Origin of the sequence: Geodermatophilus africanus, from assembly GCF_900107105.1 — a bacterium.
In the GTDB taxonomy this organism is placed as follows: domain Bacteria; phylum Actinomycetota; class Actinomycetes; order Mycobacteriales; family Geodermatophilaceae; genus Geodermatophilus; species Geodermatophilus africanus.
This window is the reverse complement of the sequence record NZ_FNOT01000008.1, coordinates 129,413-150,373: the sequence shown is the minus strand read 5'-3', so window position 1 is coordinate 150,373 and position 20,961 is coordinate 129,413. Positions and strand designations below refer to the sequence as shown.

General features: G+C 76.6%; 19 protein-coding genes. 13 read left to right on the top strand and 6 right to left on the bottom strand.

Annotated features, from left to right (window positions below):
• Nucleotide 1: 1 nt before the first annotated feature.
• The 3 genes from BLW63_RS15915 to BLW63_RS15905 all read left to right on the top strand — a co-directional run bounded on the left by BLW63_RS15915 (nucleotide 2) and on the right by BLW63_RS15905 (nucleotide 2,343).
• On the top strand, nucleotides 2-217 hold the full coding sequence (locus BLW63_RS15915) for an RNA-binding S4 domain-containing protein (protein WP_091158418.1): 216 nt from the start codon (nucleotides 2-4) through the stop codon (nucleotides 215-217).
• A 157-nt stretch (nucleotides 218-374) separates the two neighbouring features.
• Nucleotides 375-1,574, top strand: a complete 1,200-nt coding sequence (locus BLW63_RS15910; RefSeq protein WP_091158306.1) for a pyridoxal phosphate-dependent aminotransferase — start codon at nucleotides 375-377, stop codon at nucleotides 1,572-1,574.
• A gap of 10 nt (nucleotides 1,575-1,584) precedes the next feature.
• Complete coding sequence (locus BLW63_RS15905) at nucleotides 1,585-2,343, top strand: nitrilase-related carbon-nitrogen hydrolase (protein WP_091158305.1); 759 nt, start codon at nucleotides 1,585-1,587, stop codon at nucleotides 2,341-2,343.
• Between the two features lie 26 nt (nucleotides 2,344-2,369).
• Here the strand turns inward: BLW63_RS15905 and BLW63_RS15900 are convergent, their stop codons facing one another.
• Entirely contained in the window at nucleotides 2,370-3,308 is a 939-nt protein-coding gene (locus tag BLW63_RS15900) for a DUF2382 domain-containing protein (RefSeq protein WP_091158304.1), read from the bottom strand.
• Between the two features lie 142 nt (nucleotides 3,309-3,450).
• Here BLW63_RS15900 and BLW63_RS15895 point away from each other — a divergent pair, with 142 nt between their 5' ends.
• Nucleotides 3,451-5,043, top strand: a complete 1,593-nt coding sequence (locus tag BLW63_RS15895) for a CYTH and CHAD domain-containing protein (RefSeq protein ID WP_091158303.1) — start codon at nucleotides 3,451-3,453, stop codon at nucleotides 5,041-5,043.
• A 198-nt stretch (nucleotides 5,044-5,241) separates the two neighbouring features.
• The gene (locus tag BLW63_RS15890) at nucleotides 5,242-6,627 is read left to right on the top strand and encodes a metallophosphoesterase (RefSeq protein WP_244522614.1); all 1,386 of its coding nucleotides are present in this window, start codon (nucleotides 5,242-5,244) and stop codon (nucleotides 6,625-6,627) included.
• A 3-nt stretch (nucleotides 6,628-6,630) separates the two neighbouring features.
• On the opposite strand, the gene BLW63_RS15885 is transcribed toward BLW63_RS15890, so the two are convergent.
• Nucleotides 6,631-7,191 (bottom strand): TetR/AcrR family transcriptional regulator, encoded by a 561-nt coding sequence (locus tag BLW63_RS15885; RefSeq protein WP_170856802.1) that lies wholly within the window; start codon nucleotides 7,189-7,191, stop codon nucleotides 6,631-6,633.
• A gap of 211 nt (nucleotides 7,192-7,402) precedes the next feature.
• On the opposite strand from BLW63_RS15885, the gene BLW63_RS15880 reads away from it, so the two are divergent.
• The 4 genes from BLW63_RS15880 to BLW63_RS15865 all read left to right on the top strand — a co-directional run bounded on the left by BLW63_RS15880 (nucleotide 7,403) and on the right by BLW63_RS15865 (nucleotide 9,620).
• Nucleotides 7,403-8,143: a GntR family transcriptional regulator gene (locus tag BLW63_RS15880; protein ID WP_244522613.1), complete on the top strand. Its 741-nt coding sequence runs from the start codon at nucleotides 7,403-7,405 to the stop codon at nucleotides 8,141-8,143.
• 221 nt (nucleotides 8,144-8,364) lie between these two features.
• Nucleotides 8,365-8,850 carry an SRPBCC family protein gene (locus BLW63_RS15875; RefSeq protein WP_091158298.1) on the top strand — a complete coding sequence of 162 codons (486 nt, stop codon included), beginning with the start codon at nucleotides 8,365-8,367 and terminating at the stop codon, nucleotides 8,848-8,850.
• Nucleotides 8,851-8,977: 127 nt separating this feature from the next.
• Nucleotides 8,978-9,250, top strand: coding sequence for a GlsB/YeaQ/YmgE family stress response membrane protein (locus BLW63_RS15870; protein ID WP_091158295.1), 273 nt, complete (start codon nucleotides 8,978-8,980; stop codon nucleotides 9,248-9,250).
• A gap of 100 nt (nucleotides 9,251-9,350) precedes the next feature.
• On the top strand, nucleotides 9,351-9,620 hold the full coding sequence (locus BLW63_RS15865) for a GlsB/YeaQ/YmgE family stress response membrane protein (RefSeq protein WP_211517133.1): 270 nt from the start codon (nucleotides 9,351-9,353) through the stop codon (nucleotides 9,618-9,620).
• 19 nt (nucleotides 9,621-9,639) lie between these two features.
• Here the strand turns inward: BLW63_RS15865 and BLW63_RS15860 are convergent, their stop codons facing one another.
• Nucleotides 9,640-10,278, bottom strand: coding sequence for an MBL fold metallo-hydrolase (locus BLW63_RS15860; RefSeq protein ID WP_091158291.1), 639 nt, complete (start codon nucleotides 10,276-10,278; stop codon nucleotides 9,640-9,642).
• Nucleotides 10,279-10,405: 127 nt separating this feature from the next.
• Between BLW63_RS15860 and BLW63_RS15855 the strand changes: the two genes are divergently transcribed.
• Nucleotides 10,406-10,633 carry a hypothetical protein gene (locus BLW63_RS15855; RefSeq protein WP_091158288.1) on the top strand — a complete coding sequence of 76 codons (228 nt, stop codon included), beginning with the start codon at nucleotides 10,406-10,408 and terminating at the stop codon, nucleotides 10,631-10,633.
• 66 nt (nucleotides 10,634-10,699) lie between these two features.
• On the opposite strand, the gene BLW63_RS15850 is transcribed toward BLW63_RS15855, so the two are convergent.
• Together BLW63_RS15850 and BLW63_RS28600 are read right to left on the bottom strand one after the other, a co-directional pair.
• Nucleotides 10,700-13,252, bottom strand: a complete 2,553-nt coding sequence (locus BLW63_RS15850) for a helix-turn-helix transcriptional regulator (RefSeq protein WP_091158286.1) — start codon at nucleotides 13,250-13,252, stop codon at nucleotides 10,700-10,702.
• Entirely contained in the window at nucleotides 13,249-15,210 is a 1,962-nt protein-coding gene (locus BLW63_RS28600; protein ID WP_091158283.1) for an Hsp70 family protein, read from the bottom strand. The genes BLW63_RS15850 and BLW63_RS28600 overlap by 4 nt, the downstream gene beginning before the upstream one ends.
• A gap of 290 nt (nucleotides 15,211-15,500) precedes the next feature.
• Between BLW63_RS28600 and BLW63_RS15840 the strand changes: the two genes are divergently transcribed.
• The 3 genes from BLW63_RS15840 to BLW63_RS15830 all read left to right on the top strand — a co-directional run bounded on the left by BLW63_RS15840 (nucleotide 15,501) and on the right by BLW63_RS15830 (nucleotide 20,273).
• Complete coding sequence (locus BLW63_RS15840) at nucleotides 15,501-16,778, top strand: IniB N-terminal domain-containing protein (RefSeq protein ID WP_091158281.1); 1,278 nt, start codon at nucleotides 15,501-15,503, stop codon at nucleotides 16,776-16,778.
• A 116-nt stretch (nucleotides 16,779-16,894) separates the two neighbouring features.
• Nucleotides 16,895-18,718, top strand: a complete 1,824-nt coding sequence (locus BLW63_RS15835; RefSeq protein ID WP_091158279.1) for a dynamin family protein — start codon at nucleotides 16,895-16,897, stop codon at nucleotides 18,716-18,718.
• Nucleotides 18,719-18,749: 31 nt separating this feature from the next.
• A complete protein-coding gene (locus BLW63_RS15830; protein WP_244522612.1) occupies nucleotides 18,750-20,273 on the top strand; it encodes a dynamin family protein in 1,524 nt (507 codons plus the stop codon).
• Here BLW63_RS15830 and BLW63_RS15825 read toward each other — a convergent pair.
• Nucleotides 20,247-20,849 carry a hypothetical protein gene (locus BLW63_RS15825; protein ID WP_139263576.1) on the bottom strand — a complete coding sequence of 201 codons (603 nt, stop codon included), beginning with the start codon at nucleotides 20,847-20,849 and terminating at the stop codon, nucleotides 20,247-20,249. The genes BLW63_RS15830 and BLW63_RS15825 overlap by 27 nt on opposite strands.
• Between the last annotated feature and the right edge of the window lie 112 nt (nucleotides 20,850-20,961).

The following is a 20,961-nucleotide window of genomic DNA, read 5'->3' as shown; positions in this document are numbered from 1 at the left end:
CGTGCGCACCGTGCACCTGCGGCCCGGCGAGGAGTCCATCCGGCTCGGTCAGCTGCTGAAGCTCGTGGACGCCGTCCCGACCGGCGCCCAGGTCAAGGACGTGCTGCTCACCGGCACGGTGCGGGTCAACGGCGAACCCGAGGAGCGGCGCGGCCGGCAGCTCCGGCGCGGTGACGTGGTGAGCGTGGAAGGCATGGCGGACGTCCGCATCGGCTGAGAGAGGACCGCCTGCCCCGACCGTGGCAGGACCCCGTCCTCTCCTTGGAGGACCTCCCTGCCCCCCGCCACTCGCACGCCCGCGGCGGGACCCTGCAAGGGGCCGGGAAGCCGACCGGCGTCGTCGTCGGCTGGGTTCCACGTGGAACGCTGTTCCCATGACGCGCGCGCCGTATCTGTCGTCCCGGCTGCAGGGCTTCGGGACGACGGTCTTCGCCGAGATGAGCGCGCTGGCCGTCTCCACCGGGTCGATCAACCTCGGGCAGGGCTTCCCCGACTACCCCGGCCCGCCCGAGGTGCTCGACGTCGCCCGCGCGGCGATCGGCACCGCCCATGACCAGTACCCGCCCGGGCCGGGCATCCCCGAGCTGCGGCAGGCGGTCGCCGAGCACCTGCAGCGCTTCGGCGGCCACGGCTACGACCCCGACACCGAGGTGCTGGTCACCGCGGGCGCCACCGAGGCGCTGTCCGCCACGCTCCTGGCGCTGCTCGAGCCCGGGGACGAGGTCGTGCTGTTCGAGCCGATGTACGACAACTACGCCGCCGGGATCGCGATGGCCGGCGGCGTCGCGCGGCCGGTACCGCTGCGGCCCCCGGCATCCGGCACCGGCCCATGGACCTTCGACCCCGCCGAGCTGCGCGCGGCGGTCACCCCGCGGGCGCGGCTGCTCCTGCTCAACACCCCGCACAACCCCACCGGCAAGGTCCTCACCCGCGCGGAGCTCGGCACGCTCGCCGCGCTGGCCATGGAGCACGAGCTGCTGGTGCTGGCCGACGAGGTGTACGAGCATCTGGTCTTCAGCGGCAGCCGGCACGCCTCGCTGGCCACCGTCCCCGGCATGCGCGAGCGCACTCTCGTCGTGGGCAGCGCCGGGAAGACCTTCAACGTCACCGGCTGGAAGGTCGGCTGGATCTGCGGGCCGGCGCCGCTGGTGTCCGCCGTCCGCACGGCCAAGCAGTTCCTCACCTACGTCAACGGCGGGCCGTTCCAGCCGGCGGTCGCGGCCGGGCTGCGGCTGCCCGACGAGTACTTCGCCGGCATCGCCCGCGACCTGGAGCACCGCCGCGACGTGCTGGTCGACGGGCTGACCGCCGCGGGCCTGCCGGTGGTGTGCCCGGAGGCGACCTACTTCGCCACGGTCGACGTCCGGCCGGTGCAGACCGACGGCGACGGTCTGGCCTTCTGCCGGTCGCTTCCCGAGCGCGCCGGGGTGGTCGCCGTCCCGACGGTGGTCTTCTACTCGTCCGAGCACGCGCACCTCGGCCGCCACCTGGTGCGGTTCGCGTTCTGCAAGGGCGACGCCGTGCTGGCCGAGGCGGTCGACAGGTTGACGGGGATGGGTCGGGCGGGGGCATGAGGAGGTCGGCATGAGGTTCGGGGTGGTCCAGCACGACATCGCCTGGGAGGACCGGGAGGCGAACTTCGCGCGCCTGGCGCCGCTGGTCGCCCGCGCGGTCGGCGCCGGGGCGGAGTTCGTGCTGCTCAGCGAGACGTTCTCGACCGGCTTCTCGATGACGCCGGGGATCGGGGAGCCCGAGGGTGGCCCGTCGGCGCAGTTCCTCCAGGAGCGGGCCGCCGAGCACGGCGTCTGGGTGGCCGGCAGCTGCCCGGAGGTGGCCCCGGACGGCGACCTGCCCTACAACTCGTTCGTCCTCGCCGGCCCCGACGGCACGGTGCACCGCTACCGCAAGCTGCACCCGTTCACCCACGGCGGCGAGCACGAGCGCTTCCGCGCCGGCGAGAAGCCCGTGACCGTGGAGGTCGGCGGCCTGCGGGTGACCCCGTTCGTCTGCTACGACCTGCGCTTCGCCGACGTCTTCTGGTCCGCCGCGCTCGACACCGACGTCTTCCTGGTGACGGCGAACTGGCCCGCCCAGCGCCGGCTGCACTGGCAGACGCTGCTGCAGGCCCGGGCGATCGAGAACCAGGCCTACGTCGTCGGCTGCAACCGCGTCGGGACCGCGGGCGACGGCACCGAGCACACCGGTGACAGCCGCATCGTCAGCCCGATGGGAGAGCTGCTGGCGACCGCCGCCGGCGTCGAGACGGTGCTCGTCGCCGACGTCGACCCGGCCGAGGTGACGGCGACCCGCGAGCGGCTGCAGTTCCTCGCCGACAGGCGCTGACAGCAGGGACTCGCCGACCGACGCGCCTAGCCGAGGCGGTCCCGGTCCAGGCGGTGCCGGCCCGGGCGGTCGTGCTCCGCGCGCTCCCGGCCCAGGCGGTCCTCGTCGACGTCGACCCGCTCGTGGCGCACCTGGTCGCGGACCTGCGCCTGCTCCTCCACCCACTCGGTGCGCAGCCGCACCCGCTCCACCGGCACGACCTCGGTCGCGACCACCGGGCGCTCGGTGTGCAGCACGATCGTCTCCGGCAGGCCGCCCGTGCCCACCGCACCCAGAGCGCCGGCGGCCGCGGGCGCGTCGTCGTCCAGGGGCAGCTCCTCGATCCGGATCTCCTCGCGGCGGATCGGGACGGTGACCTGAACCTCCTCGGTGACCACGTACTTGACCACCCGCACCCGCTTGGCGGCGTACCGCTCGGTGGTGACCCGCAGCTGCTCCTCGCTGCGGGTCATGGCGCCGTCGGTGGTCGCGGCCTGAGGGCCCGGGACGGCGGCCACCGGCACGGTGTGCCCGCCGGCGGCCGCCTGGTCGGTGCTCACCGTGTCCTGCTGGGAGCCGGGCCCGGTCGCGTCGGACGGCGGCTGGGAGAGGTCGCGGGTGGTCGTGTCGTCGCCGGCCGGTGCCGCCGGCGCCGCCGGCGCCGTCGTCCCCGTCCCGCTGTCGAGGCCGTAGTGCCGGCGCAGCAGCGCCTCGGTGTCGGGGTCGAGGTGCTGGTCGGAGACCGGCGGGGCGGTGCGGACCGCCTCCTTGGTCACCGGCAGCCGCACGCTGCCCTCGGAGAAGGTGGCGTCGGTCGCGGGGACGACGGAGTGCCGGGTGCCGAACAGCCCGGTGGAGACCGCCACCCAGGTGGGGGCGCCGGTGCGGTCGTCGGTGAAGAAGTGCTCGACCGTGCCGATCTTCTCGCCGTCCGGGCCGTAGGCCGCGCTGCCGATCGCCGCGGACAGTTCTCGCTCGCTCAACACCGGGTCGGCTCCCCTCGTCCTCGCAGGTCCCCCGCGGGACCCGCCGGGTCCAGCGTGCCCACCCGGGACACCGGCCGAACATGGGGTGCTGCGCGGCGTCCGCCGGTGTGCTGACGCGGTCCTCCCTGCTTACCGTGGCACCGTGACCAGCGAGCACATCGAGGTCGAGCGCAAGTTCGAGGCCGACGAGGGCTTCTCCCTCCCCGATCTGACCGGTGTCGGAGAGGTCGCCGGGGTCGGCGACCCGGAGGAGCAGTCGCTCGAGGCGACCTACTACGACACCCCGGACCTGCGGCTGCTGCGCTCCCGGGTGACGCTGCGGCGGCGCACCGGCGGGGCCGACGCCGGCTGGCACGTGAAGCTGCCGGGCGCCGACGGCGCCCGGCGTGAGCTGCACCAGCCGGTCGGGCGGGCGGCCCGCACCGCCCCGCGCGCCGTCGTCGCCCCCGTGCTCGGCCTGCTGGGCACCGCCGCAGCCGAGCCGGTCGCGACCATCTCCACGCGCCGGGTGGTGCACCGGCTGCTCGACGAGGGCAGCCGGGTGCTGGCCGAGGTGGCCGACGACGCCGTCGTCGGCACGGCGTTCGCGACCGACCCTGGCGAGCCGGCCACCGTGACCACCTGGCGCGAGCTCGAGGTCGAGCTGGTCGACGGCGACGAGGCGCTGCTCGAGGCGGTCACCGAGCGGCTCGTCGCGGCCGGCGCCCGGCCCTCCGCCGTCCCCTCGAAGCTCCGCCGGGTGCTCGGCGGGCGGCTGCCGGCGCCGGCGGCCCCCGCTCCGGAACCGGCGGCGGTCGACGGGAAGGCGGGCAAGGGCGAGGGCAAGAAGGGCAGGAAGGTGAAGGCCCCGGTCCGCACGGCGGGCGAGGTGGTCCTCGGGGCGGTGGCCGGGCAGCTGCAGGCGCTCCGGAACGCCGACCTGGCGGTGCGGACCGAGCAGCCCGAGGGCGTGCACGACCTTCGGGTCGCCTGCCGTCGGCTGCGCAGCATCCTGGCCGCCTTCCGCTCGGTGCTCGACCGCGAGCACACCGACCCGCTGCGCGCCGAGCTGCAGTGGGTGGGCGCCGAGCTGTCCGGCGCCCGGGACACCGAGGTGGCGCTCTCCCACCTGCGCGAGCTGGTCGCCGCCCAGCCGGTCGAGCTGGTGCTCGGACCGGTCGCCGCCCGGCTGCAGCAGACCGAGATCAAGGACCACCAGGCCGGGGCCAGCCGGGTCACCCGCACGCTCACCGACCGGCGCTACCTGCGGCTGCTCGACGCCCTCGACGCATTGCTGGCCGACCCGCCGGTGACCGAGCTGGCGGCAGCGCCCGCGCCCGCGCAGCTGGCCGACGCCGTCCGCCGTACGGGCAAGCGGTTGCGCCGGATCGTCGACGCGGCCCGCGAGGCCGAGGGGGCCGAGCGGCACCACCTGCTGCACGAGGTCCGGAAGGCCGCCAAGCGGGTCCGGTACACCGCGGAGGTCGCGGAGGCCGAGTTCGGGGCGCCGGCGACGGCGCTGGTCGACTGCACCAAGCAGGTGCAGGACCTGCTGGGCGCCGCGCAGGACACCGTGGTCACCCGCGACGTCGCGGTGCGGGTCGGGCGGGCCGCCTTCGCGGCGGGCGAGAACGCCTGGACCTACGGCCGGCTACACGGTCTCGAGGAGGCCCGGGCCGAGGCCGCCGAGGCGGGGTTCTGGACGCAGGAACGCGATCTCCGGAGGGCGGTCAAGGCGGTGGCCTCGCTGGGCTGAGGACCAGCCGCCACGCTCGGCGCGGACCCCTGGAGGGCGGCCGTCCCCGTCCGTTCTCCCGGGCTGGTGGCGGGGCCGGGGACACTGCAAGGAGGTCGCGAACGGGACCGGCCCGACGCGTGAGGTCCCCACGAGCACGAGGAGTCCGTCCTGTCCCTGATCGGCCTGCTGGGCTTCGCCACCGTCGTCCTCCTGGCCGTGCTGCTGCTGCACGGCTACCTGTGGTGGCGGCTGGTCCGCAGCACCACCCGGCCGGGCCGCACGCGCCGGCTGCTGACGCTGGGCCTCGTGGTCGTCGCCGTGCTGCCGGTGGGCGCGGTCGTGCTGCGGCGCCAGGACTCGCTGCTGAGCACCGTGGTGCAGTGGGTCGGGTTCAGCTGGCTCGGCGTCGCCTTCTACCTGTTCCTGACCCTGCTCGCCCTCGAGCCGGTCCGGCTGCTCCTCCGCCGCCGGTTCCGGAGCGCGGCGAGCCCGACGACGGTGGCCGAGGACGACCGGGTCGTCGCGAGTGGGGCCCGGAGGGAGGCAACGGCCGGAGAGCAGTCGGGGACGGCACCTGAGCCGGTGTGGACCGGTCGCGGGGGCCCGGGCGGCCTTCCTGCAGGGTCCCGCCACGAGCTTGCGAGCGGTGGCGGGCAGGGAGGTCCTCCTACCGACCGGGACACGGGCAGCGGCTCCACGGCGGCCGGGATCGCACCTGGAAGCGGTGCCGACCGGCGGGACGGCGATGACACGGTCCTTCTCCCGTCGCGGCGGTTGCTGCTGGCGCGGGGGCTGGCGGCGACCGCCGGGGTGGTCGCGCTCGGCACGGCGGGCACCGGCGCCTACCTGGCCAACAGCGCGCCCGTCGTCCGCCGGGTGCCGGTGACGCTGGCCGGCCTGGACCCGGCCCTGGACGGCCTGCGGATCGTCACCTTCTCCGACGGCCACCTCTCGGCCATGTCGAGCACCCGGCGCTTCGAGCGGCTGGTCGAGCTGGTCAACGAGCAGCGGCCCGACGTCGTGGCGATCGTCGGCGACCTGGTGGACGGCGAGCTGGGGGAGCTGCGCGACGAGGTGGCCCCGCTGGCCGACCTGGTGAGCGAGCAGGGCGTCTACTTCGTGACCGGCAACCACGAGTACTTCGTCGACACCACCGCGTGGCTGCGCCACCTGCCCACGCTGGGCGTCCGGGTGCTGCGCAACGAGCGGGTGCCGATCGTGCGCGGCGGCGCGTCGGTCGATCTCGCCGGCATCGACGACCGGACGGCGATCAGCTCCGGCGTGCCCGGCCACGGCGCCGACCTCGACACCGCGCTGGACGGCCGCGACGACGCCGTCCCGGTGGTGCTCCTGGCCCACCAGCCGGTGCAGGTGGCGCAGGCGGCGGCCGCCGGGGTGGGGTTGCAGTTGTCCGGGCACACGCACGGCGGCCAGCTGTGGCCCTTCGACTACGCGGTGCGGCTCGACCAGCCGGCCGTCCAGGGGCTGTCGCGGGTCGGGGACACCCAGCTCTACGTCACCACCGGCGCCGGCTTCTGGGGGCCGCCGATGCGGATCGGCGCGCGGCCCGAGGTGGCCGTGGTCGAGCTGCGCGCCCCGTGAGGCTCACAGCCCGCGCAGCGCGTCCAGGGCCTCCTCGACGACCGCCGCCAACGCCAGCTCGCCGCCGGACTCCCCCCAGCGCAGCAGCGCCTGCGTGTAGGCCGACAGGTGGGCCGTGACGACGACGGTGGCGGCCGGGTCGGCGGCCACGCCGAGGGAGTCGAGGAACAGCTGCGCGGTCGCGCGCTCGTACTCCGCCGCCCGGTAGCGCAACCGCGCCGTCCGCGCGATGAGCCGCCACCGGGCCAGCGCGTCGGCGTAGCGGTCACCCGACAGCCCGCGGACGAAGCCGAGGATCGCCGAGCTGGTCCGCTCGCGGAGCGGCCGGTCGGCCGGGACGCTGGCGATGAGGGCGTCGACGTCGGCACGCTCCGGCAGCGCCATGATGAGCTCGTCCTTGCCCGCGTAGTGGGCGTAGAACGTCTGCACCGAGACCCCGGCCGCCGAGGCCAGGCGGGAGATCGGGACCTCCTCGTAGCCCAGCTCGGTGAACAGCTCCATCGCGGCGTCGTAGATCCGCTGGTGCGTGGAGGCGTACTGACGGGCGCGGTGGTCCTGGGCCACAGTCGGTCCCCCCTCCGGTGCTCGGCGCCCCCGGCGCTCGGTCACTTCTGACAGTGAGCGGGCGCGAACGCCGAGAGGCCAGCACATCATCTGTGGCGCCCGGGACTTCCGCACGCCCCGTCCCACGACCGCGTGGCGGCTGCGGGACACGGCCGGGTGAGTGAGACGTCTGTAGACGACCAGACGTCTACACAGGCAGTACCTTTGATGCGTGACGAGCGCCGTGTCGGGACCGAAGTACCTCTCGGTCCGCGAGAACCTGCGCCGCCGGGTGTCCGCGCTGCCCGAGCACACGCTGCTGCCGCCCGAGCCGGTCCTGTGCGAGGAGTACGGGGTCAGCCGGATCACGCTGCGCCGCGCGGTCGACGGGCTGGTGGCCGACGGGCACCTCGTGCGCGAGCAGGGCCGGGGCACCTACGTCACCCGCCCGGCGATCCGCCACGAGTACCGCGAGAGCTTCGTGCACCGCATCGCCGGCTGGAGCTCGGTGATGACCGAGCAGGGCGCGCAGGTGGGCACCACGGTGCTCACCCAGCGGGTCGTCCCCGCCCAGCCGCCGGTCACCGCGGAGCTGGGGCTCGAGGCGGCGACCGACGTCGTCGAGCTGGTCCGGCTCCGCAGCGTCGACGGCACCCCCAACCACGTGGCGCACAGCTTCCTGCCCGCCGCCACGTACCCCCGGGCGGCCGAGGCGGACCTCAGCGAGGGCTCGCTGTACGAGTTCCTCCGCCGGGAGTACTCGGCCGACCTGGCGCACGCGCGGATCGTCGTGGACGTCGGCACCGCCGCCCCGGACGAGGCGGACCTGCTGTGCGTGGTCGCCGGCTCGCCGCTGCTCGTCGTCCGGACGACGGTCCGCGACAGCGCGGGCCACCCGCTCGTGCACAGCTTCTCCCGGCTGCGGCCCGACGTCAGCCAGGTCGAGTTCGAGGTCTCGGTCAGCGGCCGCTGAAGAAGGACCCCCTTGCCCCCCGCCCCTCGCAAGCTCGCGGCGGGACCCTGCAAGGGGGCCGTTCCAGCACCTCACCAGGCTCGCGGCGGGACCCTGCAAGGGGGTCGTGCCTGCACCTCACCAGGCTCGCGACGGGACCCTGCAGCAGGCCGGCGAGCCCTGGGGGGTGGCCGGCGCGGGCTACCGTCGGCGCGGCAGCACCCGTCGTCCCCGGAGGTCCCATGCCGCAGCCGGTCACCGCGAGCGGCAGCCGCGAGCTGCCCCACGAGCGGCGCCGGGTGTGGGAGGCGCTGGCCGTGCTCGCGCCGTACTGCGCCGTCTGCGACGTCTCCTACGTCGTCGAGGGCGACGGCGCGCCGGGCCGCGGCACCCGCTTCGTGTGCGTGCCCGGCCGCCTGGACGACGGCGTGGCGCCGCCCGCGGGCGCACCGCAAGGGGAGATCGTCGAGTGGGTGCCGCGGGAGCGGGTCACCACCCGGCTGCGGCTGACCCCCGAGACCTGGACGACGACGATCCGGCTCGCCGACGCCGCACCCGGCGCCACGCTCGTGACCATCACCGTCAGCCACGAGCCGCACGCCGGCGGTCGCCTGACCCAGCGGCTCACCCAGCGCCTGATGCGCGGCGGCGTGCGCGAGATGGTGCAGCGCACGGTGGACGGCGAGCTGGATCGGCTGCCCGCGCACGTCGCCCGCCTGCAGGAGTGATCATCAGATTGGGCGACGCGCGCATCGTCTCCTCGACCGCCGGGTACGGGAGCGCCATGATTCGGTGTGCAGCACCCGGCGCTGTGCCGGGTGTACGCGCTCCGGGCGGGCTACCGAGGAGTTGGCTATGGAAATCATTGGGTTGATCATCGCGGGGCTCATCATCGGCCTGCTGGGGAAGTTCGTCGCCCCCGGCGCGCGAGACAACACGCCCCTGTGGCTCACGCTGCTGTGCGGCATCGGCGGGGTGCTCATCGGGTACTACGTGAGCGGCGCGCTGGGTGTGGCGGCCACTCCAGGCATCGACTGGATGAGGTGGATCATCTCCATCATCCTGGCGGCGGTGCTGGTGGTGGCGGCATCGACGCTCACCGGCCGGAACAGCCGCGCCATCCGCTGACGCCGGTCCCCGGGGGGCTCCACAGCTCGACGGAGTCCCCCGGGGTCAGCCGGCTGGTCGGGGTCGGCGCCCACGGCCCGTGAGCACGAGGGAGTAGACCGTGCAGATCCTCGGCCTCATCGCCGTCGGCCTGGTGATCGGGGCCCTGGCCCGGCTGCTCCAGCCCGGCCGCCAGCCGATGAGCGTCCTCGCCACGATGCTGCTCGGCGTCGTCGGCGCGGTCATCGGCGGACTCATCGCCGACTGGCTGGACGTCGGCTCGATCACCGAGCTCAACTCCTGGGGCTTCGTCTTCGCCCTCCTCGCCGCCGTACTGGTGGTCGGCATCGCCGAGGCCGTGGCGGCCGGCCGCAACCGCGCCGTCCACTGACGCCGGACACCGGCAGACCTCAGAGCTCGACGGAGTCGCCCGGTGCCAGCCGGCCGAACGGGGTCGGCGTCCCCGGCCCGCGCTCACCCAGCAGGCCACCGACGATGCCCAGACCGGCGTCGTTGAGCAGCCCGTCGTGGATGGCGTACGCCTGGTCGGCGTCCACGGCCCGCACGTAGTCGATCACCTCGGCGGTCTTGGACCAGGGCGCGTGCACCGGCAGCAGCAGCGTGGCCACCGGCTCGCTGGGCACGGTGAACGCGTCCCCGGGGTGGAAGACCACCCCGCCGACCAGGAAGCCGACGTTGGCCACCCGCGGGATCTCCGGGTGGATCACCGCGTGCAGCTCCCCGTGCACGGTCACGTCGAAGCCGGCGACGGTCAGCGCGTCGCCGTCCCCGACCGCGTGCACCCGGCCGGCCGCGCCGTCGAGCCGGCCGGCCACCGACGGGTTGGTCCACACCTCGAGGGCGGGATCGGCGTCCATGGCGGCGCTGAGCACGTCGGGGGCGAAGTGGTCGGCGTGCTCGTGGGTCACCAGGACCGCGCTCGCCCTCTGCAGCACCGACGGGTCGGTGAACCCGCCCGGGTCGATGACGAGCCGCCGGTCGTCCTCGCTCAGGACGACGCAGGCATGGCCGTGCTTGGTCAGCTCCATGCCCGCATCCTGCCCCCGGCCCGCGAGACCCGCCTGGCCCGCCTCCGGGTGAGCGGCTCACCCGGAGGGGTGAGGACGCCGCCACCGGCAGTGACCCTGCGGCGGCGTCCTGCCGACACCCTGGGACATGAGCGCCTCCACCCTCGCCGCCACCACGTTCGTCGCCGCCCGCAGCCGCGCGCACGGCCCGACGTCGGCCCTCTGGCACGCCGTCGAGCTGCACCGCCCCACCGCCGAGGTCGACGGCGCCTGCGAGCTCACCCTCTGCGGCTCGCTGGCCCGCATCGACGTCGAGCAGTCCTGGCCGACGCCGGCCCGCGACGTCTGCCCCGCCTGCGTGGTCCTCACGAGCTGACGGGGTGGCTCCCCTGCAGGGACCCGCTGCGAGCTCGCGAGTGGTGGGGAGCAGGGGGGTCCTCCCTCAGGCCGGCTCCTCGGCCAGTTCGGCGCGCAGCCGGGCCAGCAGGTCCGACCGGGTGCCCGCCCCCAGCCGCTGGCGCATCCGGGAGACGTGGTGCTCCACGGTCTTCGCGGAGATGTAGAGGCGCCCGCCGATCTCGCGGTAGGTCTGGCCGGCCACCACCAGGCGGGCCACCTCGCGCTCCCGGTCGCTCAGCGTCCCGGTGACCACCGCCGACGGGCCGGGCGGGGCGGCGTCGCGGCCGGCCGACCGCGGCACCGGCACCGCCGGTGCCGTCTCGCAGCCGGCGCTGTCGGCCAGTGACCGCGCACAGCCCAGCAGCACCGAGCGGGCCCGGGCGTCGGTCGCCCGCGCCGCCGCCTGACCGGCCAGCCGCGACCCGTCCCAGCCCAGCCCCACCGCGGTGAGCTGCTCGGCCGTGCTCACCACCGCGTCGGGGTCGACGTCCCCCGACAGCACGTGCAGCCAGGTCCGCCCGGCCCGCGCCAGCGTGGCCGCGTAGGGGCTGGTCCGGGCCGCCGCCACCAGCGCCGCCGCGTGCGGCCTCAGGCCCTCGGGGTCGTCGGCCAGGATCGCCGCCTGCGCGCCGCTCCAGTGCAGCGAGGTCGCCCACAGCTGCGGGTCGCCCAGCCGCGCCAGCAGCGCCTGCGCCTCGGTCAGGTGCGGCCGCAGCCGCTCGCCGTCCCGCAGCCGGGCCGCGGCGACCACCAGCTCGCCCAACGGCAGCAGGGTGAACAGGTCCACCGGGTACCGGACCACCGCCTCCCGCGCCCGCACCCACGCGCGCACCAGGGCCGGCAGGTCGCTGCCGCGCCGCGCCAGCCCCACCTCCAGGGCCTGCAGGACGACGTCGTCACGCGGCTCCAGCGGGCCGCCGTCCTCCTGCGCGCAGGCCATGTGCTCCCGCGCCTGCGTCACCCGGCCGGCCAGCATCGCGATCCACGCCAGCAGCAGCCGGTGCCGGCGCCGGCACGGCGGTCCGCCGAGGTCGGCACCGACGGCCCGCTGCAGCACCGACTCGGCCACCCCCAGCTCTCCGCTGTGCAGCGCGACCAGCGCGGCCAGCGCCGCAGGCGAGTCGACTAACAGCGCGGTGCGGCCCACCGGCTCGAGCAGCGCGGCCGCACGGGTGAGCGTCGACAGCGCGGCGGCGATGTCCGCGGCGGCGTCGTCCCCCGTGCGCAGCGACTGCAGCACCCCCTGCGCGGTGAGCTCCTCGCTCACCGACAGCACCGTGGGCAGCTCCCGGGCGGTGCGCGCCGCCTCGAGGGCGGCGGCCGCCGCGTCGGGCTCGCCGGTCGCTACCAGCGCCAGCGCCGCCGACCCCGCGCGCTCGCTCCCGGCGAGCCGGCACAGCCCCGCGACGCGGGACAGCAGACCCCGCTGGGCCAGGACGGCCGCGGTCACCCCGGCCGCGCGGGCCCGGTCCGGCGCGGACTCGTCAGCCAGTGCGGTGTCGGCCCACTGCAGCGCGCCGTCGAGGTCCCCGGCCAGCGCGGCGGCCTGTGCGCGCCGGCCGGCCAGCGACGCCACCGGCGCCCCGCTGCGCGCCGCCTCCCCGAGCAGCTGCGCGGCCAGCGCCGGGTCGTGGGTCAGCGCCGCCTCCCCGTGCCGCTCCAGCAGCCGGGCTGCGTGCCGGTCGCGCACCTGTTCGGCGGCCAGCCGCCGGGCCAGCTCGACCGGCTCCTCGCCGCGCTCGACCAGGAGTGCCAGCACCTGGCGGCGGACCCGCCGGGTCACGTCGGGCGGGGTGACCGCCAGCAGCGCACGGGCCGCGAGCGGCACGACCTCGCCGGTGCCCAGCAGCAGCCCGGTGGCCCGGCCGGCGTCCAGCAGCCCGACCGCCCGGTCCGGCGGCACCCCGAGTAGCTCGCCCAGCACGTCCTCGTCGAGGGGCGCCCCGGCCGCGAGGGCGTGCAGCAGCGCACGGGTCTGCTCCTCCACCGCGGCCAGGTCGGCCCGGACGCGGTCGGCGACCTCCTCGGGCACCGCGAGGCGCCCCGGCTGCGCGGCGGCGCCCAGTCCGCGCCGGCCCCAGGCGCGCAGCAGGGGGACGGCGAAGGCGGGCAACCCGCCGGTCTGGGTCAGGACGGCGTCGGCGAGATCGGGGGCCAGCGCCTCGCCCAGCAGCTCGCGGGCCCACTCGCGCAGCCGGCCGCGGTCGGCGTGCGCGAGGCCGACGGTGCGCCGGGCCGGCCCGGCCTCGGCCAACAGCGCGCCCAGCGCGGGCGGCCGCGGCCACGGGCGCAGGGCGAGCACCACGCGGGCGGCGGGCGAGCGCACCAGCACGCCCAGGCGGGCCACCTCGGCGTCGTCCAGGTGGTGGGCGTCGTCGACGAGGACCGCGACGGGGCCCGGCAGCGCGGCCGGGTCCTCGGGGACGGCGTCGAGCACGGCCAGCCCGGCCCGCTCGTGCGCCGTCGCCAGCTCGGCCAGCAGCAGCGACTTGCCGGTGCCGCCCGGTCCGACCACGGTCACGACCGCCGGGACCCGGCCGGAGGGGGCGGTCAGCTCGCGCACCAGCTCCGGGCCCCACCCGGTCGCCGCGCTCACGCCGCACCCCCCGTCGAGGCAGTCGATCCGGTCGCGGGGGCGTCGGTCGGCGCGGACCCCGGATCGGTCTGCCCGGTCGCCGGCTGTTCCACCACCGGCGCCGACTCCTCCACGGGTGCCTCGGAGGTCGGCGGCTGCTGGGCCGGCGGGTTCGAGGCGGGCGGCTGCGACCCGGGGGGCTCGGAGACCGGCGGCTGGGAGACCGGGGGCTCCGGGACCGGGGGCTGCGACACCGGGGGCTGGGGGGTCGGCGGCTGGGAGACGGGGGGCTGCGAGGTGGGGGGCCGCCCGTTCCCGGTCGGCTGCTCGGCGGGGGCCGACGTGGACGGTCCCGCCGTCGGCCCGGTCGCCGGGGCGCCCGTCGACGCCGGGCTGGACGGCGTCTCGCCGTCGGGGGTCGGGGACGGGGCCGCGGGGAGCGCCGTGGTCCCGGGCGCCGGGCGGTCCCTCGTGGGCGCCGCGCTGTCGGCTGCGGACGGCGCGCCGGTGCGGGCCGCGGTGGCGATGGCGGCGGCGAGACTGGTCCGGGGGGAGCTCGTGGGCTCGGCCGCCGACCGCGGCGCGCCTCGCCCGGCGCTCCCCCCGGCGCGCGCGGTCGCGTCCCCGCCCACGGCCGCCGACCCCCGGGCGACCACGGCCCCGTCGCCGGAGTGGTCGTCGGCCTGGGCGGTCGCCTCCTGGCCCGCGGGCCCGGGCGTCAGGACGGCGTCGAACAGCCCAGCCGCCGCCGGCCCCAGGATCAGGAGCCCGAGCGCCAGGCCGGCCACGACCGCGCCGCGGCCCAGCCGGCTGCCCCGCCGCCGTCCCGGCCGGGTCGCCGCCCGCGGAGGGGACCCCGGGCGGGTCCGGCCGCGGGGGGCCCGGGGCTGCGGGAGGGCCGGCGTCCCCTCGACGGTGGGGGACACCGCCCGCGGCCCGTCGGCAGGTGCCGCGCCGGCGGGCGGCTCGGCGGCGAGGGCGTCGGCCGCCAGTGCGGCCGCCCCGAGCGCGGCGGTCAGCGCGGGGTCCCCGGCCACGACCAGCGGCCGCCCGAGCGCGTCGCTGACGGCCTCCGCGACCAGCGGGACCCGCACGCCGCCGCCGGTCAGCACCACGGCGTCCAGGTCGTCGGCTGCGAGCCCCGCGGCCGCCACGGCGGCGGCGAGCGCCTCGGCCGACCCCCGAACCGGCCCGGCGAGCACCTCGTCGAGCTCCTCCCGGGTGAGCCGGACCGGTCCGTCCACCCCACCGGCGTCGACGCTGACGACGGTGGCCGTCGACAGCGCCTCCTTGGCTGCGCGGCAGGCCGCCCGCAGCGCCCCGGGGTCCCCGTCCGGCGTGCCTCGGCAGTCGAGGACGTGGGCGAGGACCACGTCGTCGACGTCCCGGCCGCCCCAGGGCAGCCGCGCCGGCGGGACGGCGAGGTGCTCCAGCAGCCGGTCCTCGCCCGGGCCCACGACGGCGGTGTCCAGCGTGCCGGCGCCGAGGTCGTACACGGCGACGGTCGGCTCGGGTGGCAGGTCCCCGGCCACGACGTGCGCGGCGACCGCCGCGACGGCGGAGGACACGAGGGAGAAGCGGGGGACGCCGGCCGCGGTGAGCGCGTCGGCGAGCGCGGCGCAGCGGTGCCCGGCCCAGGACGGCGGCACGGTCACCACCGTCCACGCATCGGGCCGACCTTCCTGCTCGGCGGCGAGCGCCCGGACCTGCTGGACGGCGTCGGCGACCAGCTCGGCGGCCGGCACGGCGCGGCCGCCGGCGTACACCGGCACCGGGTCGCCGACGCGTGCCACCATCGGCGCGCGGGCGGCCGTCCCGCCGGCCGGGACCAGCGCGACCCGCCCGTCGTCCCCGATCGCCGCCGCCACTGGGCCCACGCCGAGCCGCAGCGGCACCGCCCCGTCGTCCGGCCCGCAAACCGCCGCGGAGACGGCGCCGTCACCGACGTCGACTCCCAACCCGTACTCGCCCTTGCGCACAGGTCCCCCTGTCCATGCGTCCCCCCGGGTCCGCCTGCGGACCGGTCGGGGTCGCCGCAACGTATGTCGGGCCCGTCCGCGCTGTCCCGCGTGTCGCCGTTCGTGATCGGCCGCGGACGGTGCGGAGGGGGCGACACCCCGCAGCCCCTAACGGAGCGTCAGCGGACATCCCCCATCCCGGTCCGGCGATGGGGGGCGGCTCCCCGATGCCGGGGGACGGCGCCCCGGAGTCGACTGCGCCGCAGCAGCCGGCCGACGGGTGGACGGCTCGGGACCCCAGGAGTGCAGTCATGTCGACCGTCGCGAGCACGCTGCTCGACTTCCTCATCGGCCTGTTCCGCGACCCGGAGAAGGCCGCCGCCTACGAGGCGGACCCGCGGGGCATGCTGGACGCCGCCGGCCTGCGCGACGCCACGCCGGAGGACGTGGCCGACCTCGCGCCGATGGTGGCGGACTACGCCACGGTCACCGGCTGGAGCGGCGGCGGCCACCACGGCCGCGGCGACCGGGACGACGACCGCGGCGGCTCCGACCGCGACGACGAGGGCGGCCGCGGTCGCGACTGCGACGACGACCGGGGCGGCCACGCGCGGCCGGTGGACGACGAGGACGAGGGGCACTCTGGCGGCGGCGTCGCGCCGGTGGACCGGGACGAGGACGAGCCCGAGGAGGAGGGCAACGCCGGCGGCGGCGGGCACCACCACGCCCCCGCGCCGGCCGGCGGCACCGAGACGGTGGTCATCACCCACCTGCAGGAGGTGCACTACACGCACAACGAGACGACCGTCGAGATCGACGCCTCGCACAGCATCTGGGTGAGCGGCGACGCGCAGGCGATCTTCGGCGACGTCGAGGGTGACGTCACCCAGATCGACAACGAGGGCGGCATCGTCGCCGGCGACGACGTCGAGGAGTCCGCGGTCGACAACAGCGACCACTCGGTGAGCGACTCGTACGACACCGACGTCGACGTCGACATCGAGGACAGCCCGATCAACATCGGTGGCGACCAGGCGGTCGACAGCTTCAACCAGGACAACGACGGCCTGGACGTCGAGCGCGCCGAGGACTCGTTCAACGGCAACGGCAGCGGCAACGAGGACAACGACGTCATCGCCGACCGCGGTGGCCAGGTCGGCGATAACACCGACAACAGCATCGACGACTCGTTCAACGGCAACGACCTGTCGCAGGACAACGACGGGGTCGACGACAGCTTCAACGGCAACGAGCTGTCGAACGAGAACGTCGGCAACGACTACTCGGACAACTCGCAGACCGACAACAGCGTCAACGACTCGTTGAACGGCAACGACCTGTCCGACGACGACGGGGTCGACGACTCGTTCAACGGCTCGCTCAACGGCAACGACCTGTCCGACGACGACGGCGTCGACTCCTCGTTCAACGGCAACGAGGACAACGACTCGATCACCACCGAGGACAGCTTCAACTCCGACGACGACGGCCTGGACGACTCGCTCAACGGGTCGCTCAACGGCAACGCCCTGGCCGACGACGGCGCCGAGGCCGAGACCGAGACCGAGGACGTCACCATCGGCGGCTGACCCCGCAGATACCCCGGGTCCCGGTCGCTCCGCGGGGGCGGCCGGGACCCGGCTGCCGTGGCTGTCCCGGCCGGCGTCCCGGTGGTAGGACCGAGGCGTCAGGAGGTGTGTGACCCATGGGGACCCCAGCACAGCTGCTCGAGCGGGCGCTGGCACTCGCGCAAGCGTGCGAGCGGCCGGACCTGCGCCGTCGGCTGCTGCAGGCCCGCGCCCGCAGCGCGGACCCCCGGGTGCGCGTCCTCGTCGTCGGCGAGCCCAAGCAGGGGAAGAGCTCGCTGGTCAACGGCCTGGTCGGCGCGCCGGTCTGCCCGGTGGCCGACGACGTCGCGACCGTCGTGCCGACACTGGTGCGGGCCGGCGCGGCGCCGCGCGCCAGCCTGGTGCTGGCCACGGGGCCGGGTGGGTCCGGTGGGGACTCGCCCGACGACGACGGGCCGACCGAGCGGGTGCCGGTTCCCGTCGACCAGGTCGCCGCGCGCGTCACCGGGGAGGGGACCGACCGGCTGGTGCAGGCCGAGGTGGAGCTGCCGCGCCGGCTGCTCGACGGGCTCGAGCTGGTCGACACCGCCGGCGTGGGCGGCGTCGGGGCGCAGCGGGCGCTGCGCACCGTCGACCTGTTGCCCACCGCGGACGCCGTCCTGGTGGTGTCCGACGCCAGCCAGGAGTTCACCGCCCCCGAGATGGCCTTCCTCGAGCAGGCCGCCGCGCTCTGCCCGACGGTCGTCTGCGTGCTGACCAAGACCGACGCCTGCCCGCACTGGCGGGAGGTGGCCGAGCTCGACCGGGGCCACCTGGCCCGCCGCGGCCTCGAGGTGCCGCTGTTCGCCGTCTCGGCCGCCCTCGCCCAGCTGGCGGTGCAGCACCGCGACCGCGAGCTGCACGAGGAGTCCGGGATCGGCGCGCTGGTCACCCACCTGCGTCGCGAGGTGGTCGACCGCGCGGAGGTGCTCGGCCGCCGCGCGCTGGTGCACGACCTCGGCGCGGTCACCGAGCACCTCTCCCTGGCGGTGCGCACCGAGCTGGCCGGCCTGGAGGACCCCGCCGCGCGCGACGCGCTGGTCCGCGGGCTCGAGGAGGCCCGGACCGCCGCCGACGACCTGCGCCGCCGCTCGTCGCGCTGGCAGCAGGTGCTCACCGACGGCGTCACCGACCTCGTGGCCGACATCGACTTCGACCTGCGCGACCGCTCCCGGGTCGTGGTGCGGGAGGCCGAGGAGGCGATCGACGCCCAGGACCCCGGGCCGATGTGGCCCGAGCTGTCCGAATGGCTGGACCGGCGGATCGCCGCGGCGGTCGCCGACAGCTACGTCTGGGCCGAGCAGCGCTCGGAGTGGCTGGCGCAGCGGGTCATCGAGCAGTTCGCCCGGGACGGCGGGGGTGCGGTCCCCGCGCTGACCGTCGGTGCCGCGGGGGACGCGCTGGCGGGCCTGGTGGACCTGCCGGCGGTCGACGACGGCGCGATGACGCTGCGCGAGCGGACCCTCATCGGGCTGCGCGGCTCCTACACCGGCGTGCTCATGACCGGCCTGGTCACCAGCCTGGCCGGCATGGCGATCATCAACCCGGTCTCGGTGGTCGCCGGTGTCCTGCTCGGGCGCAAGGCCTACCGGGACGACCAGCAGCAACGCCTGCAGCGGCGCCGGTCGGAGGCCAAGGCCGTCGTCCGCCGGCACCTCGACGAAGTGGTGTTCCAGGTCGCCAAGCACCTCAAGGACCGGCTGCGCACGGTGTCGCGCACCCTGCGCGACCTGATCACCGACACCGCCGAGGAGATGTCCCGGTCGCTGGCCGACGCGGTCGCCGCCGCCCAGCGGGCCACCCGGGAGGCCACCGCCGAGCGCGATTCCCGCATCCGTTCCCTGCGCCAGCGGCGCGACCAGCTCGACCGGCTGGCCGCCGACGTCCGCGCGCTGGGCCGGGACGCCGTGGCGGCTCCGTGACCGAGCGGGCGAGGTCACGCAGGGAGGCTCCGTGACCGAGGGGGTGGGGTCGCGCGGGGACACGGGAGCGGCGGCCCTGGACGAGGTCCGCGCCCTGCTCGACCACGCGCTGGCGCACTACGCCGACGTCCCCGCTGCCGCCGCCCGGCTCGAGGCGCAACGGCGCCGGCTGGACGAGCCGCTGCGCCTGGCGCTGGTCGGCCGGGTGAAGTCGGGCAAGTCGACGCTGCTCAACGCGCTGGTCGGCGCCCGGGTGGCGCCCACCGACGCCGGCGAGTGCACCCGTGTGGTCACCGTCTACCGGCACGGCGCGACCCCGCGGGTCGAGCTGCACGGCACCGACGGCGGACGGCGGACCCTGCCGGTGCGCCGCGCGGACGGCGGCCTGCGGCTGGAGCTCGGCGGCACCCCGCCGGAGGAGGTCGCGCAGTTGGTCGTCGACTGGCCGACCGACGACCTGCTGCCGGCGACCGTCGTCGACACCCCGGGGATCGCGTCGCTGTCGACCGGCACCAGCGCGCGCACCCACGGCTTCCTGGGCGCCGACGACGGCCCGGCCGGGGCCGACGCCGTCGTGTTCCTCACCCGCCAGCCGCAGCCCGAGGACGTCGCCGTCCTCGCCGCCTTCCAGGCCGGCACGGCCGGGGAGGGCGCGCTCACGACGACGATCACCGTGCTGTCCCGCGCCGACGAGGTGGGGGCCGGGCGGCTGGACGCGCTGCTGGCCGCCGAGGCCGTGGCGCGGCGGATGTCGGCCGACCCGCGGGTCGCGGCGGTCAGCTCGGCGGTGGTGCCGGTGGCCGGGCTGCTGGCGCTGGCCGGCCGGACGCTGCGGCACGGCGACTTCGTCGCGCTGCGCGCGCTCGCCGACGCCGACCAGTCGCAGGTGTCGCGGATGCTGCTGACCGCCGACCGCTTCACCCGGCCGGAGGCGCCGGTGCCGCTCGCGGCGGAGGTGCGGGCGGCGCTGCTCGACCGGCTGGGCCTGTTCGGCATCCGGCTGTCGATCGCGCTGGTCCGGGCCGGCGTCCCGGACGCCACCGCGCTGGCCGAGGAGCTGCTGCAGCGCAGCGGGCTGGCCGAGCTCCGGCGGCTGCTCCGCGTGCACTTCACCGAGCGGGGCACGCAGCTGCGGGCCGGGACGGCGCTGCGGCAGCTCGAGGCGGTGCTGGCCGAGCACCCGGTGGCGGGGGACGACGGGCTGCGGGCCGGGCTGGAGCGGCTCCGCCTGGCCACCCCGGACCTGGCCGAGCTGGACCTGCTGGCCCGCTCCCGGGCTGCCGACGGCCCCCTGCAGGCGCCGCTGCGGGCCGAGGGGGAGCGGCTGCTCGGCGCCGAGGGCACCGGCCCCACCGCACGGCTGGGGCTGCCGGAGGGGACGCCGGACGACGAGCTGCGCGAGGCGGCGCTCGGGGCCCTGGCCCGCTGGCGGACCGCCGCCGGCGACCCGCTGGCGGGCCGGGCGACCGCGGACGCCGCCGAGGTCGTCGTCCGGGCCTGCGAGGCGCTGCTCGCCGGGCTCGACGGGTCAGCGGCGGGACGCGGCGTGGGCTGAGCGGGTCAGCAGCGGGACGACGGCCAGGACGACCAGCCCGGCGGCGGCAACCAGCGCCCACCGGTCGAGGTCGGCGCCACCGGCGACGACGGTCTGCGCCACGTCGAGGGCCAGCAGGGTGGGCACCGCGGTGAGCAGCAGCGCCCACCGCGCCCACCGGCGGCCGCGCAGCACCAGCGCCGTCCACACCAGGGAGACGAGGATCAGCGCGCCGGTCCCGCCGAGGACCAGCGCGATGGTCGCCCGCACGCCGTCGGCGACCAGGTCGGCGGGGGCGGCGGGGTCCTCGGCGGTCGCGAGCACGGCCAGCCGGTCCCGGAGGGCACCGAGGTCCAGCAGCGCCGCGGAGATGCCGGTGACGGCCGCCAGGCAGGCGGCCCACCACAGCGCCGTGGCCGCCCGCACGGTCGCGGGCAGCGGCGGCAGGGTGCGGGGCAGTGGCGGCGCGAGGTCGCTGGTCACCGCCGGCCGCGCGGGCGGCGGCGGGGCGGCGACGTTGCCGGTGAGCACGACCCGCCGTGGGAGGGGGCGCTGTGCCGTCGTCGGCGCCTGGTCGGACCTGGTGGACCCCGTCACGTGCCGCTCCCCCCGTGGCCTGACCGCCGGACCGTGGCAGCCTGTCACCGCGCGGTGCCGTGCTCGGGAGCACTCCCGGCCCAGCTGCGCGGATGTCCTCGTGTCAGTACCG